The sequence below is a fragment of the Sphingomonas sp. CFBP 13706 genome, assembly GCF_014842355.1.
Classification (GTDB): domain Bacteria; phylum Pseudomonadota; class Alphaproteobacteria; order Sphingomonadales; family Sphingomonadaceae; genus Sphingomonas; species Sphingomonas aerolata.
Window position 1 is genome coordinate 14,396 of sequence record NZ_JACYVM010000018.1, and the last position, 22,215, is coordinate 36,610.

20 protein-coding genes and 1 pseudogene are annotated in these 22,215 nt (G+C 60.0%); 13 read left to right on the plus strand and 8 right to left on the minus strand.

What is annotated here, in order from left to right; translation table 11 throughout:
- Nucleotides 1-109 precede the first annotated feature (109 nt).
- Nucleotides 110-232 (minus strand): annotated as a pseudogene (locus IFS44_RS19345) (IS3 family transposase); the annotation flags it as partial.
- A gap of 206 nt (nt 233-438) precedes the next feature.
- Here IFS44_RS19345 and IFS44_RS19350 point away from each other — a divergent pair.
- The 3 genes from IFS44_RS19350 (at nt 439) to IFS44_RS19360 (ending at nt 3,815) form a co-directional block, all read left to right on the plus strand.
- On the plus strand, nt 439-1,668 hold the full coding sequence (locus IFS44_RS19350) for a GGDEF domain-containing protein (RefSeq protein ID WP_192099701.1): 1,230 nt from the start codon (nt 439-441) through the stop codon (nt 1,666-1,668).
- Between the two features lie 67 nt (nt 1,669-1,735).
- Complete coding sequence (locus IFS44_RS19355; RefSeq protein ID WP_192099702.1) at nt 1,736-3,382, plus strand: putative bifunctional diguanylate cyclase/phosphodiesterase; 1,647 nt, start codon at nt 1,736-1,738, stop codon at nt 3,380-3,382.
- On the plus strand, nt 3,372-3,815 hold the full coding sequence (locus IFS44_RS19360) for a BLUF domain-containing protein (protein WP_192099703.1): 444 nt from the start codon (nt 3,372-3,374) through the stop codon (nt 3,813-3,815). The genes IFS44_RS19355 and IFS44_RS19360 overlap by 11 nt, the downstream gene beginning before the upstream one ends.
- Nucleotides 3,816-3,839: 24 nt before the next feature.
- Here IFS44_RS19360 and IFS44_RS19365 read toward each other — a convergent pair whose 3' ends face one another.
- A complete protein-coding gene (locus IFS44_RS19365; protein ID WP_192099704.1) occupies nt 3,840-4,478 on the minus strand; it encodes a PAS domain S-box protein in 639 nt (212 codons plus the stop codon).
- Between the two features lie 330 nt (nt 4,479-4,808).
- Between IFS44_RS19365 and IFS44_RS19370 the strand changes: the two genes are divergently transcribed.
- Nucleotides 4,809-5,390, plus strand: a complete 582-nt coding sequence (locus IFS44_RS19370; protein ID WP_192099705.1) for an RrF2 family transcriptional regulator — start codon at nt 4,809-4,811, stop codon at nt 5,388-5,390.
- A gap of 320 nt (nt 5,391-5,710) precedes the next feature.
- Here IFS44_RS19370 and IFS44_RS19375 read toward each other — a convergent pair whose 3' ends face one another.
- Nucleotides 5,711-6,316, minus strand: a complete 606-nt coding sequence (locus tag IFS44_RS19375; RefSeq protein WP_192099706.1) for an FMN-dependent NADH-azoreductase — start codon at nt 6,314-6,316, stop codon at nt 5,711-5,713.
- Between the two features lie 89 nt (nt 6,317-6,405).
- On the opposite strand from IFS44_RS19375, the gene IFS44_RS19380 reads away from it, so the two are divergent.
- The gene (locus IFS44_RS19380) at nt 6,406-6,789 is read left to right on the plus strand and encodes a winged helix-turn-helix transcriptional regulator (protein WP_192099707.1); all 384 of its coding nucleotides are present in this window, start codon (nt 6,406-6,408) and stop codon (nt 6,787-6,789) included.
- A gap of 200 nt (nt 6,790-6,989) precedes the next feature.
- Here the strand turns inward: IFS44_RS19380 and IFS44_RS19385 are convergent, their stop codons facing one another.
- From IFS44_RS19385 to IFS44_RS19395, 3 genes are all read right to left on the minus strand, one after another.
- Complete coding sequence (locus IFS44_RS19385; protein ID WP_342366501.1) at nt 6,990-8,279, minus strand: MFS transporter; 1,290 nt, start codon at nt 8,277-8,279, stop codon at nt 6,990-6,992.
- 81 nt (nt 8,280-8,360) lie between these two features.
- The gene (locus tag IFS44_RS19390; protein WP_192099709.1) at nt 8,361-9,551 is read right to left on the minus strand and encodes a mandelate racemase/muconate lactonizing enzyme family protein; all 1,191 of its coding nucleotides are present in this window, start codon (nt 9,549-9,551) and stop codon (nt 8,361-8,363) included.
- Nucleotides 9,552-9,621: 70 nt separating this feature from the next.
- Nucleotides 9,622-10,560: a dihydrodipicolinate synthase family protein gene (locus IFS44_RS19395; RefSeq protein WP_132741309.1), complete on the minus strand. Its 939-nt coding sequence runs from the start codon at nt 10,558-10,560 to the stop codon at nt 9,622-9,624.
- A gap of 116 nt (nt 10,561-10,676) precedes the next feature.
- On the opposite strand from IFS44_RS19395, the gene IFS44_RS19400 reads away from it, so the two are divergent.
- The 4 genes from IFS44_RS19400 (at nt 10,677) to IFS44_RS19415 (ending at nt 17,726) form a co-directional block, all read left to right on the plus strand.
- Complete coding sequence (locus IFS44_RS19400) at nt 10,677-11,393, plus strand: FadR/GntR family transcriptional regulator (RefSeq protein WP_132741312.1); 717 nt, start codon at nt 10,677-10,679, stop codon at nt 11,391-11,393.
- Nucleotides 11,394-11,616: 223 nt separating this feature from the next.
- Complete coding sequence (locus IFS44_RS19405) at nt 11,617-14,556, plus strand: TonB-dependent receptor domain-containing protein (protein WP_192099710.1); 2,940 nt, start codon at nt 11,617-11,619, stop codon at nt 14,554-14,556.
- 136 nt (nt 14,557-14,692) lie between these two features.
- A complete protein-coding gene (locus tag IFS44_RS19410; RefSeq protein ID WP_192099711.1) occupies nt 14,693-15,478 on the plus strand; it encodes an SDR family NAD(P)-dependent oxidoreductase in 786 nt (261 codons plus the stop codon).
- Between the two features lie 544 nt (nt 15,479-16,022).
- Nucleotides 16,023-17,726 (plus strand): ABC transporter ATP-binding protein, encoded by a 1,704-nt coding sequence (locus IFS44_RS19415; protein WP_342366502.1) that lies wholly within the window; start codon nt 16,023-16,025, stop codon nt 17,724-17,726.
- A 75-nt stretch (nt 17,727-17,801) separates the two neighbouring features.
- Here the strand turns inward: IFS44_RS19415 and IFS44_RS19420 are convergent, their stop codons facing one another.
- Nucleotides 17,802-18,944, minus strand: coding sequence for an FAD-dependent monooxygenase (locus IFS44_RS19420; RefSeq protein WP_192099726.1), 1,143 nt, complete (start codon nt 18,942-18,944; stop codon nt 17,802-17,804).
- A gap of 81 nt (nt 18,945-19,025) precedes the next feature.
- Between IFS44_RS19420 and IFS44_RS19425 the strand changes: the two genes are divergently transcribed.
- Nucleotides 19,026-19,676: a TetR/AcrR family transcriptional regulator gene (locus tag IFS44_RS19425; protein WP_192099713.1), complete on the plus strand. Its 651-nt coding sequence runs from the start codon at nt 19,026-19,028 to the stop codon at nt 19,674-19,676.
- Nucleotides 19,677-19,952: 276 nt separating this feature from the next.
- Here the strand turns inward: IFS44_RS19425 and IFS44_RS22430 are convergent, their stop codons facing one another.
- A complete protein-coding gene (locus IFS44_RS22430) occupies nt 19,953-20,543 on the minus strand; it encodes a PD-(D/E)XK nuclease family protein (protein ID WP_342366503.1) in 591 nt (196 codons plus the stop codon).
- Between the two features lie 45 nt (nt 20,544-20,588).
- Between IFS44_RS22430 and IFS44_RS22665 the strand changes: the two genes are divergently transcribed.
- The 3 genes from IFS44_RS22665 (at nt 20,589) to IFS44_RS19435 (ending at nt 21,702) form a co-directional block, all read left to right on the plus strand.
- Nucleotides 20,589-20,723: a hypothetical protein gene (locus tag IFS44_RS22665; RefSeq protein ID WP_274604254.1), complete on the plus strand. Its 135-nt coding sequence runs from the start codon at nt 20,589-20,591 to the stop codon at nt 20,721-20,723.
- 167 nt (nt 20,724-20,890) lie between these two features.
- On the plus strand, nt 20,891-21,019 hold the full coding sequence (locus IFS44_RS22670) for a hypothetical protein (RefSeq protein WP_274604255.1): 129 nt from the start codon (nt 20,891-20,893) through the stop codon (nt 21,017-21,019).
- Nucleotides 21,020-21,315: 296 nt separating this feature from the next.
- Nucleotides 21,316-21,702: a hypothetical protein gene (locus tag IFS44_RS19435; RefSeq protein WP_192099714.1), complete on the plus strand. Its 387-nt coding sequence runs from the start codon at nt 21,316-21,318 to the stop codon at nt 21,700-21,702.
- The last annotated feature ends 513 nt before the right edge of the window (nt 21,703-22,215 follow it).

Consider the following 22,215-nt stretch of genomic DNA (forward strand, 5'->3'; position numbering starts at 1 on the left):
GCTAGGTGCTTGGTGATCTGAGGGAGATGCGTTCGAGGATCTGCGATGTAATTGCGACCCCACGTTGGCCGCCGCAGTTGGTAAGCGCCGCGTACCCATGACCGGACTTCTGGTTCGGGTGAACGTCGAACTGCGGCGCCAGCTCGGCCAGCGTCTTCTTGCCCTTCACGGCAGCCAGGGCCACCTTCGACTTGAAGGCCGGCCTGTGGTTCCGGCGTGTTCGCTTCGTCATCTCATCTCCTGTTCGGCAGCCATGCTGGCTGCCTTCAGGCCGAAACTCCACTCAGCAGCCTGTCCAGATTTGCCGAGGCGCCTCTGCTTTCAGCCCGTCATGTAAGGTCAATCCTCTAACTGCGCCGGGCCGGGTTCACCAAAATTTAACCCCAAAACGGCAATTAATAGGGAGAGCTCCCGGGGGGAGATCCGGGAGTAATCGTGATGCCACAGGATGATGGTGTACTGCCGCGTTGGGCAGTCACGCGGTGGTTGGTTGAATGTGCTGGAGTTGTTCCAGCTGAGATCCGCCCATCCCTGGTTCAAGGATTGTACGGATCGCTCCCGATCTTCCTGGGCGGTGTGTTCAATACGATTCTCGTCTCCTCGATCGTTGCCATTAGAATTCCCACACCGGCGTTCCTGTTCTGGGCTGCGCTGGAGATTGGGCTTGCTACGCTGCGGCTTCCGCTGCTCGTCAAAGGGTCTCGCGCCGCGAAGAGCGGCAAACGAGCTCATATCGATCTCTATATATTGGCGGCGGTGTGTTGGGCCGCATCGGTAGGCTATGGTTGCTTCATAACGGTTCTAAGTGGGGACTGGCTTGCTGCCACCCTTGTCGTGCTCTCCGCTGCAGCAATGACTGGCGGCGTGGCATTTCGTAACTTTTCGGCACCTCGGCTCGTAATGGTGATGATCATGCTTAGCCTCGGGCCATGCGCCATGGCTGGTGTCATATCCGGTAAACTGATCATGCTCGCAACCGCGCTGCAGATACCGATGTATATCTATGCCATGACGCATGCCGCCTATCGGCTGAATGCGATGCTTGTTCAGACAATGCGATCAGAGCGTGAGAACGGACGTCGCGCATGTCAGGACACGCTTACCGGCCTGTTAAACCGTGCCGGTCTTGAGGACGTCGTTGCTCGTCGTGCAGACAGCACTGAGAGCGGAGCCACGCTTTTCTATATCGACCTCGACGGCTTCAAGACGATCAACGACACGCTCGGCCATGCGGCTGGTGATCAACTGCTAGTCGAGGTCAGCCAGTTGATGAGACAAGTAACGCCGACGATGGACGCCGTTGCACGGATTGGAGGCGACGAATTTATCATTCTTGCCAATGAGATGGATCCTACCACCGCTCGTCAGACCGCGCAGCGCCTCATCGACAGGCTACGCGGCACGTCGTTCGTGGTTAACGGCAACGTGGTGAAAATCAGCGCAAGCGTGGGCATCTCGATCCGGTCGCAAGCAGGCCCAGACCTCTCAACCTTGATGCTCGATGCAGACGGGGCATTGTACGCTGCGAAGCAAGAAGGGCGTTCCCGGGCTGTACTGGCCTCAAATACCTTGCCGAACCTGTACCTTGCTTGTGACCAGGGTTCGAGTTTCCAATCTGTAAGTTGCTTAATTCGCGAAAGCCGGACGCCCGGCGCTGTTGCCACCTAGCTTTGCTCAGTAGCTACGGATTGTAGCGCCCACCCATTTCCGTGCTTGCAACAAATTTTAACCTGCCATGGCAGCGGAGCAATTGATTATGTTTCAGCACGTTATGCAGAATTCCGAGGCCGAAATGGTCTCATCGACGCAGATCCTCGAATCGTTGCAGCACCCAATCCTAGTCGTTGATGCCAACAGTGAAATTACCTACGCTAATGCAACCGCTGCGGCCAGTTTTGGTGGCTGGATCGTCGGGCTGACACTGGCCGATATCTTTTCCGACTACCTGCGCCCTGCGTCGATCGGCGACGGCCCATCGAGCATGCGGCTCATGACGCGTCAGTCCGAAGCATACGACGCACTGCTCAATCCAGTAGGTGGGGGCAATATCTGCGTTAGTTTCTGGCCGGTTGCCCTAGCTCCCATTGAGAAGACGGAAGCCAAGACAGATGACCTGACGGGATTAGCCTTACGCAATACCTTCATGGCGACACTTGAACGTGCATTACCGGGCACCGCCGAGGGGGGGGAGCCAGTCGCGGTGCTTTGCCTCGATCTTGATCGTTTCAAAATGATCAACGACACGCTGGGCCACGGCATCGGCGACCAGCTACTTAAGAAGGTAGCGGATAGGTTGCGCAAAGCCTCGCGCAAGGACGATCTCGTTGCCAGACTTGGAGGCGACGAGTTCGTCATTCTTCAACGTGGGATCCGCTCGCCGCGCGATGCTGAGCTGCTTGCCGAACGTCTGGTTGACCTTATCGGCAGGACCTACGTGCTCGGTGGGCACACGGTGAACATCGGCATCAGCGTCGGTGTAGCGCTCGGGGTCGGTTCGATGCAGCCTCGCGACCTCCTTCGGAATGCTGATTTGGCACTTTATGAGGCGAAACGGGCAGGCCGCGGACGCTACCGCTTCTTCGAACACGGCATGGACACGCTTCTCCAAGAGCGCCGTGAGTTGGAGATCGACCTTCGCCGCGCGTTAGCGCTCAAGCAGTTTGAGCTCCACTACCAGCCGTTTCTCGATCTCTCGACCGATACCGTGATGGGCTTTGAAGCACTATTGCGCTGGCATCATCCTGTCCGCGGCAATGTGCCCCCGCTCGACTTCATCGCCGTCGCCGAAGAAAACGGGCTTATCGTGAAGATTGGGGAGTGGGTACTCCTGAAGGCATGTATGGAAGCGGCAGCCTGGCCTGGTGATCTCGTGGTGGCAGTCAACGTTTCGCCGCTACAGTTCAAGGCCGACACGTTGCTCGCGTCCGTGTCGTTAGCGCTTGCCAGATCAGGGCTGAAGCCAGAACGCCTTGAGGTTGAGATTACTGAAGGCGCCCTCCTCGCCGACACGGACAACGTGCTGGCAACACTGCACGCGCTGCGGGCCTTAGGTGTGAAAATTTCGATGGATGATTTCGGCACGGGCTATTCCTCGCTGAGCTACCTTCAGAAATTTCCATTTAACAAGATCAAGATCGACCGCTCGTTCGTTGCTGGCGACGATCCCGACAGCGAGGCCATCCTGAGAGCGGTTTCCAGTCTGGGAACTAGCCTCGGTATGGCAATTACAGCCGAGGGCGTCGAAACCGCCGAGCAGCTTAAGCGCATACGTGATCAGAACTGTACCCATGTGCAAGGGTACCTTACTGAACGGCCAATGGCGCAAGCTGACGTCCAGTCATTTCTTACTATCAAACGCAAAGGAGACGGCGATGTCCGCTAACATTTATCGTTTGGTATATTACAGCCGCAACCTTACAGCGGATGACGCTAACAGATTTGCGTTAGAGGTGGATGACATCCTCGCAACTAGCCGTGTTAACAATGAGCGGGACGGCATCACCGGCGCTTTGATGTTCAATGCCGGGTGCTTCGCCCAAGTGCTTGAGGGGCCGCTTGACGTGGTGGAGATCGCGTTCGAGAGGATTCAGCAGGATGATCGACATAGCGAAGTCTCCCTCCTTGCGATGGAGCCAATTGCAGAGCGCAGCTTCCCGAATTGGGCGATGGGGTTCGTAGGCCTATCCGACGCGAATGCCGCTCGTTTCGCAAATGTCGCAACAGCAAGCGACTTCGATCCGTCTCGGCTCAGCGGCGACAGGTTGCATTCGGTTCTTCGTGAGCTCGCAGTTGAAGAAGAGAATACGGTAGTTTAGTTGCCCACGAATATTCCTTGGTCGTTACGACTCTTCGACCGCAAGCGCTTCAGGTGCTAATGTCGCCGCGAACAAGCGTTCCAGCCTCAAAATACCATCCTGGCTAAGCTGAATATACCCCGAAGCATCGTCAATGACCTCCAGCAATCCACGCTGCGTCAGTGCCTTTACCCAACGGTCCATGGACTGGGCGGGAAGGCTTATGAGTTTGGCAACCTGGGATGCCGTGACCACTCGACCTTCTGCTTCTGCCAAATACATATGCAATAGGATCAGTCCGACATGATCACTAAACAGGTCCTTTCCAAGCTCTATTATTCGCGCATCATAAATATGCTTGACCCGCAACGCGGCTTTCCAAAGCTTTGACGGCGACGATTCTTGCGGCCCTTCTGTCCAAGACAGTGTCGCTATCAAGCGCCCTTCATTACCGAACTTTGACACCAGCAGATCCGCTTTGATCACGCTCCCATCCGGACGTACATATCCCTTGCGTATGTGCGTTGGCGAGGCTTTGTTAATCAAACTTACAAGCATTTCACTACTCTTAAACAGATCGTCAGGTGCAGTGATGGCCTTATACGACAATCCAACGAGCTGATCTGGTCGCCGTCGAACTAGCTGACAAAATCCCTCGTCAAAGTCCAAAATGATACCTGTCATACTAGATACACAATGAGCGACGGGCATTTAGCGCCTTCCAAATGAATATGCTGTGGTCCTGCCGCCCTTAAGCGAGCTCAACTTGGCTCGATCAGTTCGTATATTTCTGTTAGCCGCGGACACAGACTCCTTCTAGCACATTTTAGAAACCATCCAAAATGCACAGCAATTCTGTGATTGAAGCGGTGACGATCGGGCGCGTCCATCACCCTAGCGCTTCGCGCTGAGGCGTGCGCGAAGCCCAGACGACTTTTCGAGGCGCGGCAAATTGAACGGTTGTCGTGAGCTAGCGAGCGGCTATAACTGCCACCGACGTAGTCGGAGTTTCAATTGAGCCATATAAGTACGGCGGTTGAGTATGCGCTTCATACCCTGCTTTACATCATAGACTTGCCGGAAGAGGCAGCGGCGCCAAGCTCGAAGGATCTGGCTACCCTGCGCGCGCTGCCGGTGAAGTTCATGGCAGGCGTCATGACCAAGCTGAACAAGGCAGGGATTATCGTTGCAACCGAAGGCATGCGAGGCGGCATTCGCCTTGCCCGCCCGGCGGAAGACATATCGTTTTACGACGTGGTGGTCGCAGTCGATGGTCAAAAGGCACTTTTCGACTGCCGCAACGTCAGACATGCCTGTCCCCTGTACGGTCAAACGCCCCCTGCTTGGGCGACCTCAGGCGTATGCGGGATCCATGCCGTGATGCTGGAAGCCGACGCGCGAATGAAGGATGTTCTGAGAGCGAGAACACTTCGTGACATGGCTGATCAGGCCGCCAAACGAGTTCCTAGCGAGTTTCGAGCAGAGACCCGAATGTGGTTAGAAAACCAGGCTCAAACGCGAAGGCAAAGATCGCATATGCCGCAAGACATTTTGAAATCCGCTAAAGTGCCGGAGATACAAGGATGCCAGAAGTAAGAGTACGTTTGCAACAGCTTGCTTTGATAGAGCAAGCCGCTCAGCAAGCCGTGGATATTGCCGATCGATGCAATGAGCCTATCATCGGTATTAGAGCAGACGAATGCCTTCAGACGGTCCGTGAGCGCATTGCTGAAATATCAAAGGAAGGTCGACTTTAGGGCGTTCACGCACTGGCAAACATCGAATGACCCAATACCGATCGTTCGGACTGAACCCACCGCGTTCCAAACCCGACCGTTCTGTCAAGTCTACTCCAAGTTCTAATTAGGTGGCCAGCCGCGGCTTGATCTCCCAGGCTGACCTCCCTGCCGACCTGTTCAGGCGACGATCGCTTCAATTCCCTGAGCGGCGTTCGCCATCGCCGCTTGATCCTGCTCCGGTCCGTACGCGATGCCCTCCGCTCGGATCACCTCGACGTCCAGGATGCCAAGAAAGTTGAAGATCGCCTCGAGGTAAGTTGACAGATGATCGTACGCGGCGAACGGTCCTTCGGAATAAATTCCGCCCGATGAGAGGACGAGATAGACCTTGCCGTTCAGCAAGCCGCGTGGCCCCTCGGCCGTGTAGCTGAAGGTTTGCCCGGCGATCGCTACATGGTCGACCCACGCCTTTAACGTCGAGGGCACCGTAAAGTTGTACATCGGCGAGCCGACCACGACCACGTCCGCCGCCTTGAGCTCGTTAACCAGCGCCTTTGACCGGCACATCGTTTCGGCCAGCTTGGTGTCGCCGGTGTTCTCGGCCGTCCAGGCATGCCGGATCGTCATGTCCACGTGGGGAAGCTGGTTGGCGACGAGATCGCGGTACACGATTGTTGCGCCGGGATTGGCGGTTTTGAGCCGCTCGACGAGTTCACTGGAGAGGCGGCGTGTATGCGAGACAGCGCTGTCGCTCGCGCTTGAATCAATGTGCAGGATATTCATAGGGCAGCTCCGGTCTGGAAAAGTGACCAGGACCAGCTATGTGACCTCAAGCGCCCCGCCAAGAAGGCATTTTCGCAGGACCTAGTCACATGGAGCTGACCACCCCCGAACCAATTCACGTTGAATGCAAACGGTTCAGCAGTGTTCTCAGCCTGATTGGCGACAAGTGGACCGTAATGATCGTGCTTACGCTCACTGAGCGGCCGCGCCGTTTTAACGACATTAAGCGCACCATTGGCGGCATTAGCCAACAGATGCTCGCCCGCACGCTGCGTGCGCTCGAACGCGATGGCATGGTGGCCCGCACCGTCCACCCAACCGTGCCGCCTCAGGTGGAGTACGCCCTCACCGCCCTTGGCCGATCATTAGCCGATCCGATCCGCGAACTCGGATTTTGGGCCGGCACGAACATTGCGGAAATCGAGAGCAACCGGTTGGCGTTCGACGAGGCGAGAGACAGCTTGCCCGCCTAGAACTGCAAGGGCGAAGCCTTTGTGCTCTATACCCGTCAAACGACCCACAAACGGACGTTCACGTGCCCCTCGCCGCCTCCCAACTTCGGACGTTCGTTCATGGTGTCGGTCACTGGCAACGACCGAACAAACTGTTTGAAACGATGGTGAGGGGCAGGCGTGTTTCGATCGGCGGGCAGGTGCACGTCACGCGTGACGCCCTATCCTGCCTTCGGCTCGGCGAGTAGATACCGTTCGATCCGCCCTACGAGTAGCCAGTACGCGGCAACAGCCGCCAGGACGTGGCACCCGACATAGATCAGCGCGCCATCATACGAGCCTGTCCGGCTGACGATCGCTCCAATTGCTATCGGCGTGATGATGCCCCCGACGCTGCCTGCCGCATTGAAAAGCGCGCCCGTGACGCCGATCGCCTCCTTGGGCGCGGTATCGGCAATTACGGTCCAACCGAGTGCGCCGAAGCCCTTGCCGAAGAACGCCGCGCACATGATCGCGACCACGACGGCATTTGCAGCGGTATAGTTGCACAGGATGATGGTGGCGCTCAGCCCGAGACCAAGAGTGATTGGCAATTTACGCGCGATCGTCAGCGAGCCCGTGCGGCGGAGCAGCCAGTCCGAGAAGAAGCCGGCGGACACGCCGCCAAGGCATCCGCAGATCGCCGGGAGCGCCGCCACGAACCCGGCCTGGAGCATCGAGAAATGCCGGGCCTCGACGAGGTAGCTCGGGAACCACGAGATGAAGAAGGTCGACAGTGAAGCGACGCAATACTGGGCGAAGAAAATCCCTAGCAGCATCCGGTTCGACAGAAGGCTGCGGATTACTTTCCCCGCCGGAACCATGTGAGTCACATCAACCTTCGACGACGCGCTTCCGAGCTGTGTCAGCGCGCCCCGCGCAGTGATGTCGTCATACTCTTCGCGCGAAAGCCGTGCGTCGCTGTCAGGAGCCTGATACTCCCACCACCAGATCATGGCGATGACCAGCCCCAGACCGCCCATGACGGTGAAGATGTGTTGCCATCCGGCGTAGTGGAAGAGAAAGCCCATCAAGGGTGTGAACACCGCCAGCGAGAGATACTGCGCCGAATTGAAGATCGCACCTGCCACGCCGCGTTCGTCTGAAGGGAACCAGGCGGCGATGATCCGCGAACATGCAGGGGTCACCGGTGCCTCCAGGATTCCGAGCAGAAGGCGTAGCGCATAAAGCACGACGATTGGCGCTGCCACATACCCTACGCCGCTGGTCAGGATCGTCGCGATCGACCAGCCGACGAGGGCCACCAGGATGGCGATGCGCGAGCCTATGCGATCGACCAGATAGCCCGCGGGTATCTGCGCAAGGAAGTAGCTCCACGAGAATGCTGAGAAGAGCCAACCCATCGACAGCGGATCGATCGCGAGATCCTTTGCGAGGCCGGGCGCCGCCACCGAAAGCGTCGCTCGGTCACCCGTGCTCAACGCGAGTACGGTCGTGATCAAGGCCAGCACTAAGAAGCGCCGATGCCGCCCGCGCGGCTTCCCATCGGAGTCCAGCCGCTTTGACGTCTCCGGATCTGTTCTATCCATGGCTCAGGCGAACGCTATCGAACCGTCGGGCCGTCTGGGAACGCGGCGTTCCCAGTGGACGTACCGGTCGGTCGCGAGATGGGCTTCGTCGATCTCGACGCCCCACCCCGCCCGATCCGCGCGCAGTTCCAGATGACCCTCGCGTGGCAGATAGGGGTCGGTCACATAGTGTGCGTCTCCGACCGCCTCCCCTACCATCCCGGCGCGGCCTGCAGGTAGGACGTCGGCGTTCGGCAACCGATATTCGAGTATCTTGAAGTTGGGTTGGGCGGCGCAAAAGTGCAGGTTCACCGCGGTCGCGAGCGGTCCCATCGGGTTATGCGGTGCGACGGTCACGTAGTGCGCTTCCGCGATGGCAGCGATCTTCCGCATCTCCAACAAGCCCCCGACGACGCAGATATCGGGTTGGATGATGTCGCATCCGTCGACCTGGAGCAGACGCAGAAACTCGAAACGGCTGTAAAGGGATTCACCGGTCGCCAGCGTGCAATTCAGACTGCGATGAAGTTCCCCCCATCGTTCGAAGTTTTCAGGCCTGATCGGCTCTTCGAAAAACAGCGGGTCGTACGGCGCCAGCGCATTGCCGAGTTGCGAAGCTAGGCGTGGCTCGAAAATTTTCGCATGCGCATCGAATGCGATATCGAAGGTCGGATCGGTCGTCTCGCGGAGCGTCCGGAAATACTCCGCGCTGGTACGGACAACCTCGCCCCAGCGGTTTGCGTGTATATCGATCCTGTACGGGCTGAGCTTGAAGGCATTGAAGCCCCAATCCTCGTTGAGCATAGCCATCGTCTCAGCGGCCGCGGGAACGTCGGGCGCTGTGTAGACACCCGAATAGACTCTGATCCGATCGCGTGCGTGGCCACCGAGCAGCATGTAAACCGGTACGTTCAACGCTTTGGCTGAGATGTCCCATAGGCAGTGGTCGATCGCGGAGATCGCCGCCAACCCCAGAGCGCCGGGCGGAAAGCGCGCTTGCTGAACCAGCAACTGGATGAGGTACTCGATCCGGCGTGGATCATGTCCCGCGATAAAGTCGGCCAGATAATCGAGAATCGGCAGCAGGGCGCGATCGGGTCCGTGATTGTAACACTCGCCCCAACCGGTGACCCCCTCGTCGGTGTCGATGGCTACGAGGACCCTAGGCCGCCCGCCGTCCCTGGTCATGAATGCGCGGAGCCGATCGATCTTCATAACGCCGTCCCTATCCTTAGCCTGGCGGTGGTTGCGCCGTTTCGTTTCACGCGAGATCTGGCCCGGGAAGTCAGCGCACCGTCGGCAAACCAGCAGAGGCCGAGGCAGGAATCTCCTCGAGCAGCTGACGCAGAGCTCGCCACGTGTCGTCGGGCAGCGGCCAGGCCGCGGGGACGCGGGGCGATCCACAATCGTCGCCGAGGATCTGCAGCGCTGCCTTCACAACCGACACATTCGCGCCGTTCCGCTCTTCGGACCGCAGGACCTCGAAGCCGACAATCCCCTCGATCAACGATCGAGCCTGTACGTAGTCGCCCGATTCCAACGCGGCGCTAATAGAGACCGAGCGCTCGGGCCAGACGTTGATCAGACCCGACGTGAAGCCACGTGCGCCCACGGCGTAGAACGCAGGTGCCCAAGTTTCGGCGAGTCCGCCGCTCCATACCAATCGCGGATCCGTCGCCCTGATTGCATCAGCCAGCTTCAACGGCGTCGGACACGCCCATTTCACTCCGACTACCCCAGGAATGCCACAGAGATCGACAATCGCGTCCAAGCCGATGCCGTCGTCGCGCAGATAGAGCAGGGCCGGAAGCCCCTGCGCCTCCTCGACGATCCGGGATACATACGCGACAACACCACGCGGTGCGACGAACGGGTCTGGCGGCTGATGGATCATCAACGCACTCGCGCCCGCCTTCCGCGATGCGCGCGTCAGCGCGAGTGCGTCGCCGATGCCACGACCAACGCCAGCAACTAACGGTACCCGACCGTCGATCAGCTCGGAGGTCGCGTGAACCATGGCCTCGGCCTCGCCCGTCGTCAGCGCGTAGAATTCGCCAGTATTGCCGTTCGCGACGAGAACCGACACCCCTGCCTTCACCGCGCGATCCACCACCGGCGCGAGCCGCAAAGGAGCGATCGCGTCGTCAGGGTCGAAAGGGGTGACCAGAATGCCCGACACGCCCCGCAGCGCCTGCCGCAGGCGACCTTCCGCTTCCGTGGCCATCAAGCTACCCCTCCCGTTGATCTATCTTGTAACCCTTATTTACAGGTGAGCGTCCGCTGTCAACTCGATGCAATCGTGCTAGCTAACGTCGGGATGTTCCTTGAAGGTGTACTGAAATGAGCAATCTGATCCTGGTGCCCGAAAAGAAGGAACGTCTCGGAGACAGGCTCTACGGCCAGATCCTGGAGCAGATCGCGTCCGGTACCCTTCGCCCCGGAGACAAGCTGCCCTCCGAGAACAAGCTGTGCGAGTTATTTAACGTGTCCAGGCCCGTTGTCAGGCAGGCACTCGTCCGCCTCCAGGCCGACGGTATGGTGCTGACGCGCAAGGGTCTCGGCACCGTCGTTCAGAACGCGCCTCCCGAAGGTCTTACGCGATTCTCACAGCCCAGCGACGTCGCTCACATGCTGCGTTGCTTGGAACTGCGCCTCGCCATCGAGGGGGAGGCTGCCGCGTGGGCTGCGACCCGTCACTCCCTGCCCGAACTGAAACGAATCGGACGCGCGCTAGAACTCTTGGAGCAGCAGATGCAAGATGGCGCGATCACCGCGTCGGCCGATTTCGCCTTTCATCAGGCCGTTGCCGCGGCGAGCGGCAACATCCTATTCGAGCAAGTCCTTCAGTCGCTCGACGACGCGATCCGCCGTGGCATGGTCATCGCGCTAGGACTGACGAAGGAGCGCAGCCCGGAGCGCGCAAGACGCGTCTTGGACGAGCACAGGGCGATTTACGACGCGATCGCACGCCACGACTCACAGGGCGCGAGCCTAGCGATGCGCTATCATCTCGACCGGGTCCGACAGCGCGTGACGGACGGATCACGAGACCAGTAAACGACTATTGACGCCAGCCACTTGTTAGTTCAGTTTACATGTGGCTTTGGGTCAACGGTCACATTTCGTCGGCGAGCGCGCCGACGAAATGAGCTCTACCCCTGCTGAACACCGCCTTGAAGAGGGCTCAGCCCTCTTCAAGGCGGTGTTCGCCGCACGTTTCCGAAAGGCCGTGCGCAACGAACGGATCGGCCAACGAAGCCGCACGATAGGGGAGAGATGCATGAACAAGAGTCTCGTAATCGCACTGCTCGCAAGCAGCGCCCTAGTTCCGCCTCTTGCGGAGGCGCAGACGAACCAAGCGCCAATCTCGCCGGCCGTTCAGCGCGATGACGCAACGGTGGCCGCGGGACCGTCGGCCGATGCGCCCCCCACAGCTGATGCATCGGCAGGGCAGCAGTCCGGACCGGACGATCCGGACGCCACTGCGGTCGAGGACATCGTCGTCACCGGATCGCGTGTCGCGCGCGCCGGCTATTCGGCTCCGACCCCCGTGACGATGCTGTCCACCGACAGCTTGAATGCGAAGGCCCCTGGCACGTTGGCGGACGGGCTGAACCAGTTGCCCGTCTTCACCGGGTCGATCAGCAACGCACAGGATCGTGGCTCGAACGCCGGGCGGGTACGGACGGGAAACTACCTGAACCTGCGCTCCCTTGGCCCACAACGCGTTCTGATCCTTCAGGACGGGCTCCGCCTGCCGCCGACGGGCAACGCGGGCGGCACCGACGCCAACATGATACCGCAACTGCTGATCGAGCGGGTCGACGTCGTGACCGGTGGCGCGTCCGCCGCCTATGGCTCGGACGCGGTATCCGGCGTGGTCAACTTCGTGCTGGACAAGAAGTTCACTGGCCTGAAGCTGCTCGGCCAGGCCGGCATCTCGACGCGCGGCGACAGCGGATCGACGCGGATTGGCGCGGCCTTTGGTAAGAGCTTCCTGGACGACAGGCTTCATGTCATCGGCAGTGCCGAGCGATATCATTCGGATGGCATCGCACTGAAATCGTCGCGCGCCGGTATCAACGAGAACTATGCGGTGATCGGTTCCGGCACTACGGCCGATCCCTTCAGGAACGTCGCCAACGTGCGGTTCTCCACGGTAGCCGATGGCGGCTACATCGTGGATGGACCGCTCCGGGGGCAGCAATTCCTCCCGAACGGTCGGGTAGGCCCCTTCAACGCCGGCACGCCCACGGGTCGCGCGGGTCTGGCGTTCGGTGGCGATGGGACGGTCTTCCCAGCGGATCGGAGTACGTTGAGCGCGGCAGCGACGACCGAGCAGTATCTGGGGCGGGTATCGTACGACCTGGGCAGCGACATCACCGCCTACGTCCAAGGAACGTACAACCGAGCGGTGAATTCGGACTCGCCGCAGCCGGTCACGCGCAACGGTGCGACCGCCAGCACGCGGATCTTTGCGGAGAATGCGTTCCTGAACCCGGCAGATCGCTCTCTGCTTGGAGCCACGCCCAGCTTCACGACGGGCCGTTTCCTCGCCGACTTCCCCTTCTATTCGGCGCGGCAGAAGACCCAGTCGGCGATCGGCACCGCGGGTTTGGACGGACGGTTCGGCAGCAGCAGCTTCAAATGGGACCTGAACTACACCTATGGCTGGACTCGCCTGGACTCGTCGGCACGCGATCTGAACCTGCCGCGGTACTACGCCGCGGTCGACGCCGTGCGAAATTCAGCAGGGCAGATCGCGTGCCGGATCACCGTCACCATTCCCGGCCTGCAGGACGGCTGCGTTCCGCTCAATATCCTCGGCGTCGGAAACGCGTCGCAAGCGGCGATGTCGTATGTGATGCAGCAGACGTTCTGGCGCGCGACCAACACCATGCACGACGCGCAGGGAAGCATTTCGGGAGAACCGTTTTCGACTTGGGCTGGTCCGGTATCGATAGTCGTCGGCGGAGAATACCGCCGTCAGACGCTGGATCAGGTCAGCAATAGCAACCCGGCGACGCCACCCGACTTCACCGGCATCCGGGGCGTGCCGACCAATGCCGGCGCATTCTCGTTCACCAACGTCCCGTTCGCCAAGGGCAGGTACACCATCAAGGAGGGTTTCGGCGAGATCGTCCTGCCGCTTGCGAAGGACTCCGTCATCGGCAAGTCACTCGATTTGAACGGCGCGTTCCGGTACACGGACTATTCCACATCCGGCTCGGTCCAGACATGGAAATTGGGCGGCACTTATGAACCGGGCGCAGGCCTCAAGGCGCGAGTGACCCTGTCGCGCGATATCAGGGCACCCACCCTCTACGAGCTGTTCGCCGGCCCTTCTTTGCGGGTCCAGAGCTACTCGGACAAGCTCACCAACCAGCTCGCCCAGTACAACGAGGTGAATCAAGGCAATCCCAACCTGACGCCGGAAATCGGGTCGACGCTGACTGCCGGCTTGGTCTTCCAGCCGACGTTCCTGCCTGGGTTCGCGATCTCGGCGGACTACTACCGCATCAGGATCAGGGACGCGATCGCCAGCCAGTATACGAGCGTCCAGGTGCTCGACCTTTGCGCCAACAGCAACTACGCCAGCCCGGTCTGCAGCCAAGTCGTCAGGCCACTCGGCCCGACCAACACCTCGGCCGCGAATTTCCCAAGTCGAGTCAACATATTCCAGACGAACGTCGCCAGTGTCCGCATCAAGGGGTTGGACGTGGAAGCGTCGTACCGGACGTCATTGTTCGGCGGCAGCCTTTCGAGCCGGCTGCTGACGACGAGGCTGTTTAGCTACACCTCGCAGAGCGTTGCCGGATCCGCCCCGCTCGAATACGCTGGCAACGCCGACTTCTCCGATACCGGGAACCAGCCCTTTCCAATGCCGAAATGGAGGGGCACGCTCGATCTGACCTATACAAACGGCGGCTTCACGATCAGTGGGCAAGAACGCTACATCGGCAGCTATAATCGTTCGAAGATCTTCGTGTACGACAAGAACAAGGTCGGTGCCGTCTCATATACCGATTTAAACCTAAGCTACGATATCAAGACAGCGTCCGGAACATTCCAGGTTTTCACAACGGTGAATAATCTATTCGACCGGGGATATCCGATCACCGGGATCGGATCGAATCCCGGTCTCGCCATCTCGACGTTCCGTTCGATCTACGACGTTACTGGCCGATACATAACAACTGGCGTCCGTATCCGCCTTTAGGCGTGATCTCCGGCGACGGCTATCGCCTTCGCCGGAGCATTTTCGAACGGACTGCGGAACCGATACTACTCGGAATCCGATCTAAATTGACCTGCGGCGCCAAGATGACCAGGCGTCACCGCTGGAGACCAACAGCATGTCATCTCTTTTAAGTTTCGCCACTGTCCGTGCGATCTATCCTAGCCTTTCGGGCAAGCGAGTTCTCGTCACGGGGGGCGGTTCCGGTATCGGCGAAGGTCTCGTGGAAGCCTTCGTCGCTCAGGGATGTCGCGTCGCTTTCGTCGACATCGCGGACGATGCCAGCAAGGCCCTGGTCTCCCGCCTGAGTTCCGACGCGGCGTATGTCCCTCTCTACCTTCACTGCGACCTCAGCGATCTGGCCAATTTGAAGACGGCGATCACGGACCTTGCGGAATTCCTTGGGGGGATCGACATTCTCATCAACAACGCCGGCAACGATGATCGACACGCACTTGAGGACGTGACGCCCGAGTATTGGGACCAGCGCCTGAACGTCAATCTTCGCCATCAGTTCTTTGCAGCCCAAGCTGTTGCTCCGTCGATGAAGCGTGCCGGCGGTGGTGTCATCCTAAATTTTGGATCGATAAGTTGGCACTTGGGCTTGCCCGAGCTCGTCCTTTACCAAACATGTAAGGCCGCCATCGAAGGCCTTACTCGTGGCTTGGCGCGTGATCTCGGATGCGATAACATTCGAGTGAACACGATCGTACCGGGCAACGTTCAGACTCCCCGTCAAGAGCTATGGTATACGCCCGAGGGTGAGGCAGCGATCGTTTCTGCACAGTGCTTAAAAAGCAGAGTGCAACCAGCCGATGTTGCGGCGTTAGTTCTATTTCTCGCGTCGGACGATGCGAAAATGTGCACTGGTCATGACTACTTTGTCGATGCGGGGTGGCGATAAATCATCAGAAAAGGTTAGGGTTTCATCACAACCTGATAATCAATCCGTATCAGACCTTACCCGATTACGTTCGAGTTCAGTAATTCAGAACGCAGGCGGCAGCTAAACAGCAGTTTATCCTATTTCCTTGATGTAGCGGTGACCCATAGTTGGCCATTCGCGCGCCCTTCCCCGTTTCCCAACTTCAGACCCTCATTCATCCGCCAGGTGCGACCACAGCTCAACCCGACATCCCGGCTGGTAACGCTGAGGCGAAACCGCGAGTACCCCTGATACCACCGACTGTGTATCGGGGGGCATGCAGCTGACCTCATCACCTCCAGCACTCAGGTCCGAAGCGGGCGACAGCCTGTCACCTCGGAGCAGCTGAATGGCAGACGGCGTGAGACAAGGGCGCGGCGGCGTACCCGGCCGTCCTACCACTTGGCGCGAGCGGCTGGGCGCGCTGCGCAATCTCCCACCCTTCCTCGCCATGGTGTGGGGTAGCAGCAGGGCTCTTACCGCCACGACGGTCGCCGTACGGCTGGTCCGAGCGCTTTTGCCTGTGGCGACGCTGTTCGTGGGCAAGCTCATCATCGACGAGGTCGTGCACCTTACCCATTTGACGGCCCGTCCGGCCGGACTCACGGGATGGCTAAGCTCCGGCCTGCTCGATCGGCTGGAGGCACTGCTACTGGCCGAGTTCGCTTTGGCGGTCGCGTCCGACCTCCTTGGTCGGATCGTATCGCTCGTCGACGGGCTCCTCTCCGACCATGTAAGCAACGACGCGAGCGTAAGGCTCATGGAGCACGCCGCGACCCTGGATCTCGCCGACTTCGAGGACGCGGCCTTCCAGGACCGCATGGATCGCGCGCGTATGCAGGCGAGCGGGCGCATGTCGCTGATGGGGCAGCTGTTCGGCCAGGCTCAGGACATCGTCACGGTCGTGACCTTCGCCGCGGGCCTGGTCGTTTACGCCCCCTGGCTGATCGTGCTGCTGGCCGTCGCTTTGGTGCCCTCGTTCCTCGGCGAAGCGCACTTCAACGCGCTGAGCTACGCGCTCAGCTACATGCGCACGCCGCAGCGGCGCGAGCTCGATTACGTGCGTCAGGTCGCCGCCAGCGCGGACACCGCCAAAGAGATCAAGATCTTCGGCCTCAGCCCTTTCCTGATCGACCGCTATCGGACTGTCTCACGCGATACCTACAGCGCGAGCAGACGGTTGGCGCTGCGCCGGGCGATTTGGGGCTCGGGGTTCGCCGCTCTTGGCACGATCGCCTATTACGCGGCCTACGCCTACATCGCCTGGCGCGCGGTCACCGGGTCGATCTCGATCGGCGACCTTACCTTCCTCGCGGCCTCATTCCTGCGGCTCCGCGGACTGCTGGAAGGACTGCTCACCGGCTTCTCGTCGACCGCCGGCCAGGCATTGTACATCGACGACCTGTTCTCCTTCTTCCGTACCGAGCCCGGCATCCGCTCACCGGAGGGGGCGCTGTCGTTCCCCGATCCCGTTTGCCAAGGCTTCGTTTTCGAGGATGTTGGCTTTCGCTATCCGGGCGCCGAACGATGGGCGGTGCGGCATTTGTCCTTCACGTTGGGACCGGGCGAGGTGGTGGCGCTGGTCGGCGAGAACGGCGCAGGCAAGACCACGCTCGTGAAGCTGCTGGCCCGGCTGTACGATCCGGTAGAAGGCCGTGTCCTGCTCGATGGCCGCGACCTGCGCGACTATGATCTCGACGGTCTGCGCGCCGCGATCGGCGTGATCTTCCAGGACTTCGTGCGTTACAACCTGCCTGCCGCGGACAACATCGCGGTTGGCCGCATCGAGGCGCGCGGCGATCGCGCGCGGATCGAGGCGGCAGCCTCCGCCGCGCTGGCCGACGGCGTTGTTGCCAAACTGCCCGATGGTTACGACCAGATGATCGGCAAGCGGTTCCGGAACGGTGTCGACCTGTCCGGTGGCGAATGGCAGAAGATGGCGATCGCTCGCGCCTATATGCGCGACGCCCAGGTGTTGATCCTCGACGAACCCACCGCAGCGCTGGACGCGCGCGCCGAGTACGAGGTGTTCCAGCGCTTCCGGGAACTCAGCGCAGGACGCTCGGCGGTGCTGATCTCGCACCGCTTCTCCAGCGTTCGCATGGCGGACCGCATCTTGGTCCTCAGCGATGGCAAGGTGGAAGCATCAGGTACGCATGACGACCTGCTCGCTGCCGGGGGCCGCTATGCCGAACTGTTCGAGCTTCAGGCCGCGGGCTATCGGTGATTCGTGGCCGCCAAGCGTCGCGCCCACGAGAGAGAGACGCATAGGATTGTCGGGTAGATCGACGTGCGGTAACGCCTACATGTCCATCTCACCCGCCAAGAGCTTGCGATCGCGCTCCGCAAGCTCGGTCTCGTCGGCAGGAAACATCATCGCCAAGCCATTGGTGGCGGCGTGCTCCTGGACCTCTTCGACGAACGGCCGCAATTCGGTTTCGTAATGGCGAAAGGCCGCACCGTGATCGTCGGGATATCGCTCGAGCGCGTCCGCTAGCCGGCCCGCGCCGATGATCGCCATCGAGCCGCCGAACCCTGCAAGCGGCGAGACGCAGTAGCCCGCGTCGCCGACCAGGGTCACACGACCGCGCGACCAGCAGGGCATCCTGATCTGATTGATCCTGTCTAAATAGAAGTTGTCGTCCCCGTCCATGCTGTCGAGCATTGCCGGCACTTTCCACCCCAAACCGTCAAACTGGTCGTGGATAAGGCGGCGTTGTTGGGAGCGATCGCGGTAGTTATAGTCGATCTCGCCGGCAGTCCGAAAACCGAAGCCGATGTCGGTTCGATCCTCATAGCCGTTCAGCATCGCCATACGTCCGGGCACGCTGAAAACTTGTGACATGTTGGCGGGAAGCAACCCGATGTGCGGCACCACCTTCAGGAAGAAATAGCCGCCCATGAAGTAGGCGAATTGCTCGCCCTCGCCAAAAACGAGCTTGCGCGTATTGGACCGGTTGCCGTCACACCCGAAGACCAGAGCATAGTCGCGCCGGTCACCGTTGCTGAAGCTCGCCGCCACGCCGTCTATGCCCTCATCGAGCTCGACGATCGATTGGCCAAACAGGATTTCGACCTCGTCCTTCACCGCGGCAGAAAGGATATCCAGCAGATCATCACGGTGAATCTCGTATCGTTCGTGCGCCTCTGGTTCGTTGCCGATACCGATCGATTCCAAGGTGACGTCATCCGCGTCCTTGAACTCAAAGCCACGCGGGGGCAGCGCCTTGGCGCGCACCGCATCTGCAAGTCCCATGCGACCCAGGATTTCGATCGTCTCTCCTTCGATATCGACGGGCGTGCCGCCTCGCCGCAGTTCAGATGCCGTTTCGACGATCGTGACGCTGTGCCCGAGCCGGTTCAGCCAGTAGGCAGTAGCGAGTCCGGCAAAGCTCGCGCCACTGACGAGTGCCGATTTGTGGCCTGCTTTGATCGCGGCTATCATGACAGTTGACGAAGGCATAGAAACGTCCTCAAAAGTGGATACGCTACATAGCTATACTGAGTATATATTGATGTTCAAGCCATGACTGGACCGACCCCAGACCGTCGAACGCGCAAGAGGCTCGCGACACGACAGGCGATATCGGATGCCGCCACATGCCTGTTCATGGAGCGTGGCTTCGACCGGGTGACGATCGACGAGATCGCAGAGGCGGCAGACGTCGGACGCATGACGGTCTTCAACCACTTCCCGCGAAAGGAAGACATGTTCTTCGACCGCGAGCAGGAGGCCCATGATGTCGTTTTCGAGGCCATCAGATCGCGCTCACCGGGCACGTCACCAATCGGGGCCCTTAGCGAGCTTGCCCATCGTATGGCCGACCAGCGTGAACCGGCCTTCCCATTGTTTGCGGATACCCAGGCCTTTGTCGAGACGGCACAGGGAAGTGAGGCGCTGAAGGCACGCGCGCGGCAGATGCGGGACGACTTTATCCGCGCTCTAGCCGTTGTTTTAGCGGAAGCTGTAGATCGCCCCAGCGATGATGCCGATGCCTACCTTGCTGCTGCGCTGATTACATCGGCGTGGAGCACCGCTTTCGTACGGTCGCATGCTAAAATGAGCGAAACCGGCGACGTTCATGCAGCGAAGGGCACTTTCCTGGCCTTGGTCGACCGAGGAGTGCGCGGTACGCATGCTGCCCTGTATGATACGCCTTACGCCGCAGGTTCTTGACCCAATTTCGGCCGCTCACCACTGTTTCAGCGTGTCCCGAAACCAGCCATTGGTTCAGGTGCGATGTTGCAGTTGGTATTGGCCGTTTAAGGTCTGACTGCTCTTGGTCGATCCGGCTGCGATTTCAGACGGCCTGCCATTACCTCGCTACGACGCTGGTCCAGCTGGGACTGCTCTCGGCAAGTACTTGGAATGGCTACCGGGTAGGCCTGCCTGCGGAACATCAGCGCCAGCTACCGGTGCTGAACCTGGCGGAACAGGACCAGCAGCGGTACATCAGGCGTCAATCGCCTGCGGCGTCGGCGTGACGGCGACAACGGTGCCACTCGTCATCAGAACGATGAGGCCGCGAGTGGCTCCTGTCACGTCGAGATAGGCTCGGACCTGCGCGCGGTAGTGCTTGAGCGTCTGGGCGTCGGGCGCCACGTCAGTCTTCCAGTCCACCACCACCAGCGGCCGGCCCTGGGCATCGACGGCGAGCGCATCTGCGACGCCAGAGGTGGCCAGAAGCTCACGCCCGTTGGCGGCCATAGCATAGACCGGCAATTCGGCGAGGAGCCCGGGCCGAAGCTGCACCACCTCGTCGATGGCGAGTGTCCGCGCGACGCAGTCGGCGAGCTCCGGGGGCGAGAGACCAACCGACGCGTCCGCGACCGGCTCCTTACCAAGCGCGCGGACCAGTTCCGCCGCGCGCGTCTCCAGCGCGGCGGGCTCCTCGGACAGCTCGCAGGTCAGCACCTCCTCCATTAGCTTGTGGAGGACGAGTCCACGCTCCCGCCCGCCCTGCACCGCGGGCGGCTCGGGCAGATCTAGCGGCGGCCCCGCCTCCCCGCCGGCCCATACGTCGGGCACCTCCTCGAGCACCACCGGTCCCGCCGACGCCTCGTCGCGGCTCGGCGCAACCCACTTCAGGTGCACCTGGCGCTGGACGATGCCTGCCGCTTCGTCCGCGAAGACCTCGCGGGTCTGCGCGTTTCCCGCACCGATGGCAGCGATCTGCGGATCGTCGGGGTATTGAGACGCATCAAAGGCTGGAAGCCCGTCTAAGAGCTTAACGAGCTGCTCGGCCTCACTCGCCCTGTATTTCAGACATTGACTCCTACCTAATCAACGTTGCCTTTTCTATTCATACGGGCCATTTTTCTTCCGGCCAATGCCGGACGTTGTTTGGACCGTTTACCTTGGCGGCAGCGTCAGCTACAAGGTGATGAAGCATGAGCTACGAGACGGATCGTCGGAGCCGGACGCGAGCCATCGCCGTGTACCTGACCCTTCTTTTGATCGGCGCGACGCTCGGCTTTCTCGTCAGGTTCGGCGTGATTACAGATCACATGCTCTGGTAGAAGTGGCCGAAGGGCACTTAAAGGTCCGCCGCCCACTACAATGGGCCATTCGGCCTGGAGGCGGCGCGAATGCGGATAAACGCGAAAAAGCAGTCTGTCCGCTTTCCACCAGGCGTGGTCGTTCCGGAGGCCCCGAGCCAACCAGATCACCCGAAAAAGCCGACGGGCCGGTTTAAGGCGTCAAAGCGGAACGGCAGGAAGCGGCCGATGCGATTGAAACACACGCATTCTCTCATTGCGCTATATTGCGACTGCGCGCAGCATGATCAATGCCGGTATGACACCTGGAGAGACAAATGTCCTACGCTAACAAATTCCTGGTTGGAATCACTATAGCTTTGTCGACGTCAGCTGTTGCAAAATCCAATGTCACGCACACCCTCCGCTATGACGACGCGGGCAGAGAAATCGATGTCAAGGTCGGTGATACTGTCGCATTCGTATTGCCTGCTTATCTGGGAACCGGAACATATTGGACGCCCCGGCCAGACCCAATCTACAAAATCACGCAACCTCCTCGCGTTGGAGATGACCCGGCGAAACGGCTCCGCGATGCTACAAACATGCGAATCCAGTTCATTCACCCCGGCAGGAAAGCCTTGAAAATTGCAGCAGTCCCAATGGGCTACGGCGGTGGCAACGCGTCGAACGTGCTGACGTATAACTTTATTGTTTCCCAATGAGGCGAACGTAGAAAAGGCAGGGAGGCCGCTGGAACGCTCATTGTTAGCCATGAAATAGTGACATATTCGCTGTCGCGAGTTCTGCGGCCAACCCAACGATCGATATCCGGCACGTCCGCCCTTTTTCAGCCATTCCCAGCGGCGGGGAATCGAATCTGAACCCCGTCGTTGAGGATCGCTGTAGCTATACGTCTACCGATTCCGTCACGTTGGCAGCGCGACCATGTCATACAGGCGGAAAGGAGCGGAATGTCCGCTACTTACCAATCTACGAGGTGGTAAGCTGCTGATCCTGTTAAACTAATGGTTTGTGTAAATGTATTATGCAGGAGCGGCAATGGGGCGCCGAAAACTCGGGTCGTAGCTCATTGCTACACCCCCGCTAACGCCCAAACCCGGCCATTCCGGCGGACAATCCGTGTTTCCAAAAGCGGCCATTCCGCCTACGCCCATGCTTAGACGTCCCGGTGCACAATTCGCACCCCGAAAGCGGTCTTCGTTCAACACGACCAT

Excerpts from the sequence above, each read along its gene's own strand:
- IFS44_RS19350 (WP_192099701.1), top strand. The coding sequence starts at position 439 with ATGCCACAGGATGATGGTGTACTGCCGCGTTGGGCAGTCACGCGGTGG.
- IFS44_RS19375 (WP_192099706.1), bottom strand. The coding sequence starts at position 6,316 with ATGAATATCCTGCACATTGATTCAAGCGCGAGCGACAGCGCTGTCTCG.
- IFS44_RS19435 (WP_192099714.1), top strand. The coding sequence starts at position 21,316 with ATGTCCTACGCTAACAAATTCCTGGTTGGAATCACTATAGCTTTGTCG.
- IFS44_RS19395 (WP_132741309.1), bottom strand. The coding sequence starts at position 10,560 with ATGGCCACGGAAGCGGAAGGTCGCCTGCGGCAGGCGCTGCGGGGCGTG.
- IFS44_RS19365 (WP_192099704.1), bottom strand. The coding sequence starts at position 4,478 with ATGACAGGTATCATTTTGGACTTTGACGAGGGATTTTGTCAGCTAGTT.
- IFS44_RS19355 (WP_192099702.1), top strand. The coding sequence starts at position 1,736 with ATGGCAGCGGAGCAATTGATTATGTTTCAGCACGTTATGCAGAATTCC.
- IFS44_RS19405 (WP_192099710.1), top strand. The coding sequence starts at position 11,617 with ATGAACAAGAGTCTCGTAATCGCACTGCTCGCAAGCAGCGCCCTAGTT.
- IFS44_RS19390 (WP_192099709.1), bottom strand. The coding sequence starts at position 9,551 with ATGAAGATCGATCGGCTCCGCGCATTCATGACCAGGGACGGCGGGCGG.
- IFS44_RS19420 (WP_192099726.1), bottom strand. The coding sequence starts at position 18,944 with ATGATAGCCGCGATCAAAGCAGGCCACAAATCGGCACTCGTCAGTGGC.
- IFS44_RS19410 (WP_192099711.1), top strand. The coding sequence starts at position 14,693 with ATGTCATCTCTTTTAAGTTTCGCCACTGTCCGTGCGATCTATCCTAGC.
- IFS44_RS19360 (WP_192099703.1), top strand. The coding sequence starts at position 3,372 with ATGTCCGCTAACATTTATCGTTTGGTATATTACAGCCGCAACCTTACA.
- IFS44_RS19425 (WP_192099713.1), top strand. The coding sequence starts at position 19,026 with ATGACTGGACCGACCCCAGACCGTCGAACGCGCAAGAGGCTCGCGACA.
- IFS44_RS19380 (WP_192099707.1), top strand. The coding sequence starts at position 6,406 with ATGGAGCTGACCACCCCCGAACCAATTCACGTTGAATGCAAACGGTTC.
- IFS44_RS22670 (WP_274604255.1), top strand. The coding sequence starts at position 20,891 with ATGAGCTACGAGACGGATCGTCGGAGCCGGACGCGAGCCATCGCCGTG.
- IFS44_RS19400 (WP_132741312.1), top strand. The coding sequence starts at position 10,677 with ATGAGCAATCTGATCCTGGTGCCCGAAAAGAAGGAACGTCTCGGAGAC.